General features: G+C 72.5%; 11 protein-coding genes. 5 read left to right on the top strand and 6 right to left on the bottom strand.

Annotation, left to right across the window (positions count from 1 at the left end; all coding sequences use genetic code 11):
• Nucleotides 1-32: 32 nt before the first annotated feature.
• Together ACSNOB_RS00835 and ACSNOB_RS00830 are read right to left on the bottom strand one after the other, a co-directional pair.
• Nucleotides 33-377, bottom strand: coding sequence for a hypothetical protein (locus ACSNOB_RS00835; RefSeq protein WP_436684570.1), 345 nt, complete (start codon nucleotides 375-377; stop codon nucleotides 33-35).
• Nucleotides 374-766 carry a YbaB/EbfC family nucleoid-associated protein gene (locus ACSNOB_RS00830; protein ID WP_436684568.1) on the bottom strand — a complete coding sequence of 131 codons (393 nt, stop codon included), beginning with the start codon at nucleotides 764-766 and terminating at the stop codon, nucleotides 374-376. Before ACSNOB_RS00830 ends, ACSNOB_RS00835 begins: the two co-directional genes overlap by 4 nt.
• 153 nt (nucleotides 767-919) lie before the next feature.
• On the opposite strand from ACSNOB_RS00830, the gene mycP reads away from it, so the two are divergent.
• Nucleotides 920-2215 carry a type VII secretion-associated serine protease mycosin gene (mycP, locus tag ACSNOB_RS00825; RefSeq protein ID WP_436684566.1) on the top strand — a complete coding sequence of 432 codons (1296 nt, stop codon included), beginning with the start codon at nucleotides 920-922 and terminating at the stop codon, nucleotides 2213-2215.
• 162 nt (nucleotides 2216-2377) lie between these two features.
• On the opposite strand, the gene ACSNOB_RS00820 is transcribed toward mycP, so the two are convergent.
• From ACSNOB_RS00820 to eccB, 3 genes are all read right to left on the bottom strand, one after another.
• The gene (locus ACSNOB_RS00820; RefSeq protein ID WP_393102191.1) at nucleotides 2378-2665 is read right to left on the bottom strand and encodes a WXG100 family type VII secretion target; all 288 of its coding nucleotides are present in this window, start codon (nucleotides 2663-2665) and stop codon (nucleotides 2378-2380) included.
• A 17-nt stretch (nucleotides 2666-2682) separates the two neighbouring features.
• A complete protein-coding gene (locus ACSNOB_RS00815; RefSeq protein ID WP_091098749.1) occupies nucleotides 2683-3012 on the bottom strand; it encodes a WXG100 family type VII secretion target in 330 nt (109 codons plus the stop codon).
• Nucleotides 3013-3177: 165 nt separating this feature from the next.
• Nucleotides 3178-4605, bottom strand: coding sequence for a type VII secretion protein EccB (gene eccB / locus ACSNOB_RS00810; RefSeq protein WP_436684563.1), 1428 nt, complete (start codon nucleotides 4603-4605; stop codon nucleotides 3178-3180).
• Nucleotides 4606-4745: 140 nt separating this feature from the next.
• Here eccB and ACSNOB_RS00805 point away from each other — a divergent pair, with 140 nt between their 5' ends.
• Nucleotides 4746-5492 carry an SUKH-3 domain-containing protein gene (locus ACSNOB_RS00805; protein ID WP_436684562.1) on the top strand — a complete coding sequence of 249 codons (747 nt, stop codon included), beginning with the start codon at nucleotides 4746-4748 and terminating at the stop codon, nucleotides 5490-5492.
• A 49-nt stretch (nucleotides 5493-5541) separates the two neighbouring features.
• Here the strand turns inward: ACSNOB_RS00805 and eccD are convergent, their stop codons facing one another.
• Entirely contained in the window at nucleotides 5542-6930 is a 1389-nt protein-coding gene (gene eccD, locus ACSNOB_RS00800) for a type VII secretion integral membrane protein EccD (RefSeq protein ID WP_436684560.1), read from the bottom strand.
• Nucleotides 6931-7070: 140 nt separating this feature from the next.
• On the opposite strand from eccD, the gene eccCa reads away from it, so the two are divergent.
• From eccCa to ACSNOB_RS00785, 3 genes are all read left to right on the top strand, one after another.
• Nucleotides 7071-11027 (top strand): type VII secretion protein EccCa, encoded by a 3957-nt coding sequence (gene eccCa, locus ACSNOB_RS00795; RefSeq protein ID WP_436684558.1) that lies wholly within the window; start codon nucleotides 7071-7073, stop codon nucleotides 11025-11027.
• 108 nt (nucleotides 11028-11135) lie between these two features.
• The gene (locus ACSNOB_RS00790; protein WP_436684556.1) at nucleotides 11136-11753 is read left to right on the top strand and encodes a hypothetical protein; all 618 of its coding nucleotides are present in this window, start codon (nucleotides 11136-11138) and stop codon (nucleotides 11751-11753) included.
• 35 nt (nucleotides 11754-11788) lie between these two features.
• Nucleotides 11789-12701: WXG100 family type VII secretion target (locus tag ACSNOB_RS00785; RefSeq protein ID WP_436684555.1), on the top strand; the 913-nt coding region annotated here is incomplete at its 3' end.

Below are 12701 nucleotides of genomic sequence, written 5' to 3'. Positions count from 1 at the left end.
CCGCCCTGATTCGACCGCCCGAGAGTGGGAGGTTACTTGTCCTCGCCGCCGAACCACTTGTCGACCATGTCGTCGACCTCGACGGTGCCGTCGACGGCGCTCGTCACGTCGGGACCCAGCATCTTGACCAGGTCGACGATCGTCTTGCCACCGGTGAGGACGCTGGTGGCGGGGGCGTCGTCGCCGCCCTCCAGGTAGTGCTTGTTGAACTCCTTGCCCGGCTCGTCGGTGCCCCAGGGGGCCGAGGCGTTGAGCGAGGAGATGGTGGCCGCGTGCTGCGCCCAGCGGCTGGCCAGCGTCGAGCCGGCGACACCGAGCTGACGGCCGCCGTCCCGCGCGCCGTCGGGGTTGACGAAGGTCTCGTTCGGGTCACTCATCGGTCGTCCTCCCGTGGAAGTTCGCTGTCCAGCTGGCGGAAGATGCCGTCCAGGTCGTGGTCCATGTACGCCTGGAACTGGCTGTCCGGCACGAAGGGCCGCAACAGCTCCTCGACGTCGGCCATCGCCTTCTCGGTGGCGCGTCGGATCGTCTCGGTGACCGTGGCGGAGAGCTCCTTCGAGTTCGGCCGCCGGTAGATGCGCGGGTCGAACTCCACCTTGACCACCTGGCCTCGGGGGCCCACGGTGACGGTGACGAACCCGTCGTCCGAGGTGACGGTGGCGTTCACGGCCTTGAGCCGTTGCTGGAGGTCACCCACGCCCGAACGCATCCGCTCGAACTGGGCCATCAGCTCGTCGGCCCGGGCGCGCAGCGCCTGCGTGTCCATGACGTCCTCCCCCTGCACGTCCATGCGCCGCCGCGACCCGACCGACGGCGTGACAGGTCGACCATACTGAACCGGCGCGACATCGGGTATCCGGTCCAGGTCCGGGCATCGCTACGATGCACCGACGCCGTGCAGACGGGAGGTGAGCGCGGAATGGCCCTCGGCCGCCGTACGTCCACAGTTGCCCTGGTGGTGGCGCTGACGGGCACGACCATCCTCGGCACGCCGGCGCAGGCCGTGGCGGCCCCGGCGGTCTGCGGCAACCCGAGCGATCCGGGGCAGGTCATCCGCGAGACCCCGTGGCACCAGCAGTGGCTCGCGCCACAACGGGTGTGGCCGTTCAGCACGGGCGCGAGGGTGCGGGTGGCGGTCATCGACTCCGGCTCCGACGGCAGCCACGCCCAGTTGCGCGGCCGGGTGGCCAAGGGCTTCGACGCGCTGCGCGGCACCGCCGGCGGCGACGTCGACTGCGTCTCGCACGGCACGGCGGTCGCCAGCCTCATCGCCGCCCGTCCGCAGAACGGCGTCGGCTTCCACGGCCTGGCCCCGGACGCCACGATCGTCCCGATCCGGGTCAGCGAACGGGCCGGCAACGAGGGCGTGGACGGCCAGGGCGAGAGCGCCTCCACGGCGGTCTTCGCGCAGGCCATCCGCCGGGCGGTTGACGAGGGCGCGGACGTGGTGAACATGTCCCTGACGCTCTACCGCCCCGACCCCGCCGTCGAGAGCGCGATCCGCTACGCGCGGGAGAAGGACGTGGTGCTGATCGCCGCCGCCGGCAACCTGCACCAGGACGGCGAGCGTCCCGACCCGGTGCCCTATCCCGCCGCCTACGAGGGTGTGATCGGGGTCGGCGCGATCGACCAGCAGGGCGCGCGGGTGAAGCAGTCGCAGGTCGGACCGTACGTCGATCTCGTGGCGCCCGGTGGCGCGGTGGTGGCGGCGACCCGTCTCTCCGGCCACGCGGTCTGGAGCGGCACCAGCTTCGCGGCTCCGCTGGTGAGCGCGACGGCCGCCCTGATCCGCGCCGCCGAGCCGGGCCTGTCGGCGGAGGAGGTCACCCGCCGGCTGGTCGCGACGGTGGACCCGGCGCGCGGGAATCCGGAGCAGGGCTACGGACAGGGCGTGCTGAACCCGTACCGGGCGGTCACCGAGCGGCTGACCAGGGGCGCGCCGGTGGCCCAGCCCCCGCTGCCCGATCCGTCGTACGACCCGGTGGCGCAGGAGCGCGCGCAGCGGTGGAGCGTCTTCGGCCGGGTGGCGCTCTGGGGCGGTCTGGTGGCGGCGGCGATCGCGCTCGCCATCGGCGCGGCGGCCTCGTTGCTGCCGCGCGGACGTCGCCTGCGGTGGCGGCCGACCCGGCCGACGGCGCCGCCACCCCCGGTCCGCGAGGTCGACGAGCCCGAGGAGGCGTTCTTCCGGGTGCCCACCTCGCTGCCCCGCGGCTGAGGACAACCCGGAGGCCGAGCCTGCGGCGTCGGCTGAGGGACAACCCGGAGGCCGAGCCCGCGTCGTCAGGGCGAGCCCGAGGCCGGGCCCGCGGCGTCAGACGATGGTGGAAACGACGATGGCCCGGCACGGGGCCGGGCCATCGACGCGTAACGGTCGAGCTCAGTCGCCGAACTTCGCCCGGTTGGCGGCCTCGCGGGCCTGCATCTTGACCGCCGACTCGCGCAGCGCCTTCTCGATCCGGCCGAGCAGGTCACGCAGGTCGTTGGCGGCCGACTCCCAGTCGCTCTGCCGACGGAAGTACGCCTCGCGGGCGTCACCGTCCCAGGTCGCGAGCAGCGGCGCGATGCCGGACTTGAGCCCGTCGAGCTCGCCGGTCAGGTTTCTCACGGCACCGCCGCAGCTGTCCGCCGCGGCGTTCAACGCACCGAAGTTGTAGCGAATCTCCATCTCGGAACCCCTCCCCGTCAGAGCTTGAGCGCGGCGGTGATCTGGCCGGCGGTGGCGCCGGCAGAGTCCATGTCGGACCGGATCTCGTCGTCGCTGACGTCGTAGTCCTTACCGGCGGACCCGACGGCCTCGGCGATGGCCCGCAGTGCCACGTTCAACCGGGCCATGTCCTGGTCGAACCGCTCGCGAACCTGCTGGAACGAGCCCGCACCAGCACCCTTCCACTGGTCGTACAGCGGCGTGAGCTGGTCCATCAGCCCGTTCAGGTTGCTGGTGAGCCGGTCGGCGACGGCATCTACGTCGCCCTCGGTCTTCACCATCAAGCCGGTGTCGGTACGCATCGTCATGGTGGAGTCACCCCCGTCCTCGTCGATCGCCCCGCGTCGCCGGGGGCAGCCATAGTTACGGCGCTCGTGCACCATTTCTCGTACGAACCGTAACGGGTCGCGTCCAGCCGACGCTAGGCCGGTTGGCATTCGGACCCGCAACGCGCGCCACTGTGGCAGGTGCGTTCACTCCGGGTCCAGCGCCCGTTTCGCGTTCGTCGGGTCGAGCGCGGGACCGGCCGGTAGCCGGACGACCAGGCTCGCCGGCAGTTCGACGGGGCGCACGCCCTGGTAGCCGAGCATCCCCGGCACATCTTCGGAGGCCAACGGATACCGGTATCCCAGGTCGGTGACCAGGTTCAGGGTGCCGGCCGGGGCGTCCGGCGACGGCATGGCGGCGACCAGCACGCCGTACCCGGGTTCGATGACCACCCGGTCGGCGAGCGGGATGCCGTCGCCGGTCTGCTCGCCGGTGCGTACCGGCTCCTTCACCGGCTGCACCTGGGCGTCCAACAGCAGGGTCGGCTCGTCCTGCCCCGGTTGGTAGCCGGCGCAGACGGCCGGCTGGTCGCCGGTCAGCCGGGCGACCTCGGGGCGTTCGTCGGGGGCGCGGTGACGCCCCGCCGCAGGGACCGACGCCTTGGGCGCGGCTGCGGCGGTGCCGGCCGCGAGCGGTACCGCCCGGGGCGTCGATCCGTCCGGATAGGACCGCCGCGTCTCCGGGTCGGCCAGCAACACGTCGGCCTGCAGCGGGGTCAGCGGCGCCAGCCGCTCCCGGTCGGCGAGGTAGTACTGGCGGCTGCCGTTCTGGCTCTCCACGACGAAGATCTGGCCGACCCGGGCGTCCTGGAGCGCGTCGGACGGCTCACCCCGGCCGGCCACCGTCCGGGTGCCGATCGGCTCGCCGGCGGGCAGCGCGTTGAGCCACGCCCCGCCCACCTCGACCACCGGCTCCGCGGTCATGATGAGCCCTTCGAGGACGATCTTCTGGTTGCGGATCTCGTACCGGTGGTCGTGCCAGATCAGGTGCAACCGGCTCGTCTTGGTGTCCCGGACCAACAGCGCGCTGTCGCCCATCGCGCGTCCACCGCTGGGCGCCCTGCCGACGGTGAGCACGGTGGTGGCCACGGTCCCGCCGGCCTGGTTCCGGGCCGGTTGGGTGCAGAGCGTCCACGGCCCGGAGAGGATCCGCTTCGGGTCGGGCAGGGCGTCCGGTGCGTCCGGAATGCCGATCCGGGGGCCGCGCGGCGTGCCGACCAGCGAGTTCCGGGAGACGGAGACGGTGGGCACCGCCGACCCCATCGCCAACAGCGCGGACGAGTAGTTGACCACCGGGTGCAGCCGGCCGTCCCGGTAGACGTACCGGGTGCCGGTCTCCTTCTCGAGGACGACCGCCCCGCCCGCCTTCCATTTGGTGGCGCCACCGGGGCGCAGCAGGCCGTAGACGCCCACCGCGGCGAGGCAGAGCACCGCGACCATGACGCCCGCGAAGCCGGCGCCACCGAGCCGCCGGAACGGCGCGGCCTCCGGATCGGGCTCGCGCGCCACGAGCGCGGACGTCATCCGCTGGACGAAGAACTGGTACGACTGGACCTGGTCCCGCCGCGACGGCATGGCATCCTCCCCTGGCGTACGGTCGGCGCGGACGGAAGCGCCGGACCGCGGTGCCTACGATAGGCACCGCGCCGAACACGGTGGTGCCGGCACCCGGTCGCAGCCGGCGACCAGGACGACCACGGCCCGAGGGAGTTCCGATGATCAGTCGCGACGAGGCGCTGGCCCGCGCCCGGGAGTGGGCCGCGGCCGGCCACCCCGGCCCGCCGCCGGAGATCGACCTCTACGAATTCGATCTGGGCTTCATCGCCTCGCGCCGTGAACCCGAGCCGGAGGCAGCGAACGGGCCGCCCCGGCCACCGTCGGCAACCGGACAACCCACAGCGGTCATCGACCGGGAGACCGGGGAACTGTCCCAGTGGCCGTCGCTGCCCGCCCCGGCGCTCGCCGAACGGTACGCGAAGCACCGCGCCGCCGAGGGCCGCTTCCCGCCGGACGTCCGCGAGGTGCTGGAGAAGGCCGGCTGGTTTCCCGGCCGGGACATGACGGCCGCCGTCGACCTGTGGCTGACCCGGTTCGCCGACGAACTGGCCGGGCTGGAGTTCTTCCCGGCGGCACGCGCCGCCCTGGTCGAATTCGGCGGCCTGCGCCTGCCCCAGTTCGGCGGGCACGGCGAGCCGGGAGGCGGCTTCGGAAGCGCCCTGCATCCCACCCGGGGCGGTGTGTTGGCGGAGGGCTCCGAGATCTTCGCCGAGGAGTACGGCAACCCGGTCTTTCCGCTCGGCAACAACGCCGACGGGCCCTCGGAACTCGTCATCGACGCTCAGGGACGGGTCTTCCAGCTGCACTGGGCCGACGACTTCTTCATCGGTCCGGACATCGACACCGCGATCATCGCGCTCATCCGCGGTGGCAAGGCGCCGGCGGTCAGCGACGTAACGCTGTGAGCCCTCGGCGCCCCGGACACCTCGGCGGACCGGCGGCTGGCGCCCGGCGTCAGCCGTTCAGGGCGCGCATGAACGCGTACAGGCCCAGCACGCTGCAGGCCACCGGCACCACGGCCAGTTGCAGCAGGATGTCGAGAGCGTCCCCGAGGCGGGCCAGTCGGGGCGACGGGGCGCGCCGGCTGTAGGCGAGCCCGGCGCTGACCGAGAACCCGGCCGCGACCACCGCCACCGGCAGCACGGTCAGCACCCGCGGCACCGTTCCGGCGTCCGCCGCGCCGACCAGGGGCAGCAGGGCCAGCCCGACCAGGCCCACGGCGAGCAGCGGCACGCGGTGCCGGACGGTCGACACCAGCCGGGCCCGCAGCAGGTGACCGAGTGCGACCACTCCGGTCAGCAGCAGGGCGGCGACCGAGCCGTGTGCGGTGAGCACGATCAGGCAGCCGACGGTGACCACGAACGAGCCGAAGATCATGCCGGTGAGCACCTCGTCGGCCCGGGCAGTGGCCTGGTAGACCACCTCGCGCCGGGGTTGCGGCTCGTCGCGCAGCAGGTCCTCGGCGGTGCGGGGCAGCGCCGGCATCGGAATCTTGCCGAGCCGCACGGCGAGCAGCGGCATCGCCGGCAGCAGCAGGGTCACGACGCTGACCACGATCGCCGCGCCCTGCGCCGCGTCCATCGAGCCGAGGGCGAAGAGGCCGCCGAGCATGCCCCAGAACCCGGCGAAGACCGCCGCCACGAAGACCCGGGTCGCGTCGCCCACACCGAGGAAGCCGAGCAGGCCGGTGAGGAGCAAAACGGCGGAACCGAGCAGCACGTGCGGCGCGCCGAGCGCCCAGACGGACTCCCCGGTGCCGATCACCAGGGTGCCGCCGACGAAGGCGTACGGCAGACCGGCGGCGGCGACCACGGCCCCGGCGAGGGAGTCGGCCATCGCCCGGGACAACACGATCCCGACCAGCAGCAGCACCACGGCGGTGCCGAGGGCGATCACGCCACCGAGCCAGCCGGGCTCGTCGGAGGCGACGATGACGGCCAGGCCGAGCAGCAGCAGCGCGCCGCCGACGATCAGACCGGTCAGCCGGGTCGCGAACGGGCTCCAGGCCACCCCGCGCCGGCGCGCACCGTCGGCGACAGCCTCCATCAGGTCGTCGTACGCCAGCTCGGGCCACTCGGTGCGGCGCGGCACCAGGTGCAGCGTCTCGCCGTCCCGGACGTTCTGCACGGCGAGCGTGCGGTTGAGGTCGACGGCGGTGCCGTCGGTGCGGCGCAGCGTCCAGCCACCGTGTGACGTCCCGTCCGACGGGTGCTCCTCCGCCTGCCGCAGCACGGCGGGGAGCAGCCTGACGAGCGGCAGATGCTCGGGCAGGGCGAGATCGAGCCGTCGGTTCGGGGCGGCGACGGCGATGCGCACGAGACCGGTTCCGGCCTGGGTGACCACTGATGACCCCTCGGGACGGGGAGCGGACCGGGTAGGGCCCGCGGCTGTCATGACGAGAGAAGGCTACCTACCATGTGCCGGTGGCGTGGGCGCCGGTTCGGTCCGATCGGTCCGGGCGCGCCAGCGGGGAGGTCTGATAGGTGAGCACGGTCGTCGTGAAACGTCCGGCCCGGCAGCCGGAGCCGGAGTACCCCTCCGGTGAGGTCCTGCTGGAGGCGCCACCCGAGGTGCCCGCACCCAGTGGACGCGCCTGGGGCCAGATGCTGATGCTGCTGCCGATGCTCGCCGGCTCGTTCGCCATGGCGCTGATGTTCGCCGGCCGGGGCGGCAGCACCCTCGGTTACGTCACCGGCGGACTCTTCGGCCTTTCCGCGATCGGCATGCTCGCCTCCCAGCTCACCAACAACTCCGGCGGCCCGAGCAAGCAGGAGATGCTGCAGAAGCGGCGCGAGTACATGACGCACCTGTCGCGGCAGCGCCGCCGGGTGCTCAAGACGATCCGCAAGCAGCGGGAAGCGGCGTTCTACCGGCACCCGGATCCGGACGCGCTCTGGTCCGTTCCGCTCGGGCCGCGGCTGTGGGAGCGCCGGCGCGGCGACGTGGACTTCGCCACCGTGCGCATCGGTCTCGGCCCACAGGAGCTGGCCACGCCGTTGGTCCCGCCGCCCGCGACCTCGCTGGAGAAGCTGGAGCCGATGTGCGCGCTGGCGCTGCGCCGCTTCCTGACCACCTACGGCGAGGTGCCGGACCTGCCGGTGACGATGGCGCTCAACGGCTTCGCCCGGGTTCACCTGCGCGGCGACGACGACGCGGTGCGGGGGCTTGTCACGTCGGTGCTCGCCCAGGCCACCGCGTTCCACGCGCCGGACGACATGCTCGTCGCGGTCTGCGTGGCCCCCGACCGGCGGGCCGCGTGGGAGTGGACGAAGTGGCTGCCGCACGCGCTGCACCCGACCCGCACCGACGCGCTCGGTCAGCTCCGGCTGGTCGCACCCTCGGTCACCGGGCTCGAGGCGATGCTCGACGACGTGCTGGCGAGCCGACCGCGGTTCAACTCCTCCGGCGGGCCACCCCAGGTGGGCGGACCGCACGTCCTGGTCATCATCGACGGCGGCGACACCGCCGGATCGGACCACCTGATGACCGAGGGCGGCGTGGAGGGGGTCACCCTGCTCGACCTCTCCCACCCGGCGCCACGGGTGCTGGACCGGGCCCGGCTGGTGCTCGACGTGACCGCCGACCGGCGGCTGCACAGCACCACCGTGGACGGTTCGGCGGAGATCGGGCGGGCCGACGACTGCCGGATCGCGGAGATCGAGACGCTCGCCATGCAGCTGGCCCCGCTGCGCCTCTCGGCCGCGTCCCGAGGGGGCGATGCCCCGCTCACCACCGAGCTGGGCCTGGCCGAACTGCTCAACCTCGGCGATCCGTACGACTTCGAGGTGGACCGGGCCTGGCAGCCCCGGCCGAACCGGGACCGGCTGCGGGTGCCGATCGGGGTGGGCGTCGACGGCGCTCCGGTCGAGCTGGACCTCAAGGAGTCCGCGCAGGACGGCATGGGCCCGCACGGCCTGCTGATCGGCGCCACCGGCTCCGGCAAGTCCGAGCTGCTGCGCACGCTGGTGCTGGCGCTCGCCGCCACGCACAGCTCGGAGAGCCTGAACTTCGTCCTGGTCGACTTCAAGGGTGGCGCGACCTTCACCCGGCTGGACGCCCTGCCGCACACCAGCGCGGTGATCACCAACCTGGCCGACGAACTGCCGCTGGTCGACCGGATGACCGACGCGATCAACGGTGAGCTGGTGCGCCGGCAGGAGCTGCTGCGCTCGGCCGGCAACTACGCCTCGCAACGCGACTACGAGAAGGCCCGCGCGGCGGGCGCCCCGTTGGCGCCGCTGCCGAGCCTGCTCATCATCTGCGACGAGTTCTCCGAGCTGCTCACCGCCAAGCCGGACTTCATCGACATGTTCGTCCAGATCGGCCGGGTCGGCCGGTCGCTCGGCGTGCACCTGCTGCTCGCCTCGCAGCGGCTGGAGGAGGGCCGGCTGCGCGGCCTGGACACCCACCTGTCGTACCGCATCGGTCTGCGGACCTTCTCGGCGATGGAGAGCCGGGTGGTGCTCGGCGCCACCGACGCGTACGAACTGCCCCGTTCGCCGGGCCACGGCTACCTGCGCTTCGGCACCGAACCACTGGTCCGCTTCAAGGCCGCGTACGTCTCCGGCACCTACCGCAGCAAGACGGCCGAGGCGGTCGCCGCCGGTGACGGCGAGGAGCGCGTGCGGGAGTACAGCACCGCCTACGTCGCGCCGCCGGTGACCCGTACGGTCCCGGAGACGACACCGGAGCCGGCCGACACGGGCGGCGACAGCGTGCTGGACATCCTGGTCGGCCGGCTCGCCGGCCGGGGCGCGCCGGCCCACCAGGTATGGCTGCCCCCGCTGGCGGAGCCGCCGACGCTGGACCAGCTGCTGCCGCCGCTGACCGCCGACCCGGCCCGGGGCGTGACGGTGGCGCACGCCGGCCTGGTGGGCGAGCTGCAGGTGGCCGTCGGCGTCGTCGACAAGCCGTTCGACCAGCGCCGGGACGTGCTCTGGTTCGACCTGGCCGGCGCGGCCGGCCACACGGTGATCGTCGGCGGCCCGCAGAGCGGCAAGAGCACCCTGCTGCGTACGATCGTCGCCTCGCTGGCGCTGACCCACACCCCCCGGGAGGCTCAGGTCTACTGCCTCGACCTGGGCAGCAGCGCGCTCTCCTCGCTGCGCGACCTGCCGCACGTCGGCTCGGTCGCGACCCGGCTCGACGGCGGTCTGGTCCGCCGGACCGTCGCCGAGCTGCAACTGCTGATGGGCGAGCGGGAGCGGCGGTTCGGCGAGCGTGGGATCGACTCGATGGCCGAGTACCGGCGGGCCCGCCGGCACGGCCAGCACACCGACGATCCGTTCGGCGACGTCTTCCTGGTCATCGACGGCTGGTCCACCATCCGCGCCGAGTTCGAGGACCTCGAGTCGACCATCAACGACATCGCCAACCGCGGTCTCTCCTTCGGCATCCACCTGATCGTCACCGCCGGCCGCTGGATGGACCTGCGCCCTGCCGTGCGGGACGTCTTCGGTACCCGGCTGGAGCTCTGGCTGGCCGACGCGGGGGACTCCCTCCTGGACCGTCGGGCCGCGATGAACGTGCCGGAGAAGTCACCCGGTCGGGGCATCACCGCCGACGGGCAGCAGTTTCTCGCCGCCCTGCCCCGCACCGACGGCGCGCAGGAGACGGACACTCTGCCCGAGGGGGCCCGCAAGCTGGTCAACGACCTGGCCGGCGCATGGCAGGGGCCGGGCGCTCCGCCGATCCGGCTGCTTCCGCCCGTGGTCCCGTACGGCAGCCTGCCGGCCACCGGACGGCCCGGGGTGCCGATCGGCATCGCCGAGGTGGACCTCCAACCGGTGCACCTGGACTTCTCCGCCGACCCGCACTTCGTGCTCTTCGGCGACGGTGAGTCCGGCAAGAGCACGTTCCTGCGGGCGCTGGCGCAGACCATCGTCGACCGCAACGAACTGACCGAGGCCCGGCTGGTCATCGTCGACTACCGCCGCAGCATGCTCGGCGACATCAACACCCCGCACCTGATCGGGTACGGCTCGTCGGCCCAGCTCACCGAGGGCATCATCGCCGAGGTCGCCGCGGTGATGCGGGACCGGCTGCCGCCCAACGACGTGACGCCCGACCAACTGCGCGCCCGCAGTTGGTGGAAGGGGCCGGACCTGTACGTCCTGGTCGACGACTACGACCTGGTGGCGGGCGCGGGCAGCAACCCGCTGACCCCGCTGCTGGAGTTCCTGCCGCAGGCCCGGGACATCGGTCTGCACCTGGTCATCGCCCGCCGCACCGGCGGCGCGAGCCGGGCGCTGTACGAGCCGGTGCTGATGCGGCTGCGCGAGATCAGCACGCCGGGCATCGTGATGTCCGGCAACCGGGACGAGGGCGTGCTGCTCGGCACCGTCCGCCCGGGGCCACTGCCGCCGGGCCGGGGCTGGCTGGTCACGCGGCGGGAGGGCACCCGCCTCGTGCAGTTGGTGCACCTGCCGCCACGGACGTGAGCACCACGCGGGGTTGCTCGATGAGGCTATTGTCCACCAGAGTGGAACCATGGCGCTGCGGCTGGGGGCACAGCCGCGCCGCTGGCGTGTGAGCGAACGGGGAGGCAGATGGGCGACGAGTGGCTCGTCGACGAGAACATCGACGTCGACATCCAGCAGCTGAAGGACTTCGCGAAGGCCATCCAGGACGAGCTGGAAGTCAATTTCCGGCCCAGCTTCGAGAACGGCGTACGCCCCATGCTCACCGTGCAGGCGCCGTTCGGCGGAGGTGGGCTCAAGGAGGGCAAGTTCTTCCGGGGCCGGCACGACGAGAGCCGCTCGGCGGTGGCGCAGATGCTCGGCGACGCGATGAAGGGCCTGGTCTCCCTCAGCACGGCCGCGGCGTCGATCTCCGCCGAGTACCTCACCGGGGACGCGCTGGCCCAGGCCACCAACGACGACGTCTACAACGCCTTCAACGGTATCGACGGGCAGAAGACGCTCAACGACTACTGGCAGCAGGGCGGGGACGAGCAGCAGAACCCGGCCAACACGGTCCCGCCGGAGGCCACGAACCCGGCGACCTACTACGGCCCGGAGGTCTGCACTGCGGACGACAACCCGGAGGAGACGCCGGACATGGACAAGCCGGACACCATCGGCGAGGGCCCCGGCTCCTACCGCGTCCAGGGTGACAACGAGCAGATGTACGGCGACGAGGTAGCACGCCCGGACGTGCGGTCCTGACGGTGGGCAGGGGACGGGAACGCTGAGGAGCGGGGATGAGCGACAACTACTACGGGTGGACGCCGACGTACATTCCGAGTTACGCCGGTGTCGTCGACGACTACGCCGCCGAGCGGTCTGCCCAGGCCGAACCCTACGAGCCCACGAACTGGGACGGGGTCACCATCGAGCAGATGTGGGAGTACGCCCGCAAGGAGAGCGACGAGCGCACCGTCGCCCTCGCCGAAACCTGGCGGCGGGCCAGCAGCCTGCTGCAGACCACGCGGGAGAACCTCAAGCGGCACGCCGACGCGCTGGACGCCAAGTGGCGGTCGCCGGCGGGCCGGGTCTTCATGGGCAAGGTGGGCGCGGCCCTCTACTCGCTGGACGAGTGGAAGGACGTCGCCGACAAGACGGCCAGCGGTCTGGAGCAGCTCGCCGGCAAGATCGCGCAGACCCAGCGGGACATGCGTGAGCTCTGGCTGGAGTACAAGGCCGAGCAGGAGCACCAGGCCGACAAGCGCAAGGACGACGAGGGCGTCCAGGTAAGCGACCTCTTCGGGATCAACAACGCCAAGTCGTACGACGAGGTGCAGAAAGAATTCCACGAGCGGGCGAAGAACATCGTCAAGCCGCTCGCGGACCTCTACATCGACGTCTATATCTCGAACATCTCGCGCGGCGGCATGTACAAGGGGCCGACGAACGCGGTCGTGCACACCCCCTCGCTGGCCCCACGGCCCACTCGACCCGGCGCACCGGCCGGGCCGAAGCCGGTCGCCCCGACCATGTCCGGCGACCGGCCGAACCGGCCGGACATGCCCAACCGCCCCGACACGCCGACCACGCCCACGCCGCCGCCGCCCGGCCTGCCCAACGACCTCACGCTCGCCGGCACCGTGACCGCGCCTCCCGCGCCGACCGGGCCCCCGCCCGCCGCGCCGCCGGTCACCCCCACGCCGACAACCC

The organism is Micromonospora sp. URMC 106, from assembly GCF_051386395.1.
Taxonomy (GTDB): Bacteria; Actinomycetota; Actinomycetes; order Mycobacteriales; family Micromonosporaceae; genus Micromonospora.
The sequence above is the reverse complement of the archived record's forward strand: the minus strand, read 5'-3'. Positions and strand labels throughout refer to the sequence as shown.

What these genes read in the sequence shown, in the direction of transcription:
- ACSNOB_RS00835 (WP_436684570.1), bottom strand. Translation starts at nt 377, where the DNA reads ATGAGTGACCCGAACGAGACCTTCGTCAACCCCGACGGCGCGCGGGAC.
- ACSNOB_RS00830 (WP_436684568.1), bottom strand. Translation starts at nt 766, where the DNA reads ATGGACACGCAGGCGCTGCGCGCCCGGGCCGACGAGCTGATGGCCCAG.
- mycP (WP_436684566.1), top strand. Translation starts at nt 920, where the DNA reads ATGGCCCTCGGCCGCCGTACGTCCACAGTTGCCCTGGTGGTGGCGCTG.
- ACSNOB_RS00820 (WP_393102191.1), bottom strand. Translation starts at nt 2,665, where the DNA reads ATGGAGATTCGCTACAACTTCGGTGCGTTGAACGCCGCGGCGGACAGC.
- ACSNOB_RS00815 (WP_091098749.1), bottom strand. Translation starts at nt 3,012, where the DNA reads ATGACGATGCGTACCGACACCGGCTTGATGGTGAAGACCGAGGGCGAC.
- eccB (WP_436684563.1), bottom strand. Translation starts at nt 4,605, where the DNA reads ATGCCGTCGCGGCGGGACCAGGTCCAGTCGTACCAGTTCTTCGTCCAG.
- ACSNOB_RS00805 (WP_436684562.1), top strand. Translation starts at nt 4,746, where the DNA reads ATGATCAGTCGCGACGAGGCGCTGGCCCGCGCCCGGGAGTGGGCCGCG.
- ACSNOB_RS00790 (WP_436684556.1), top strand. Translation starts at nt 11,136, where the DNA reads ATGGGCGACGAGTGGCTCGTCGACGAGAACATCGACGTCGACATCCAG.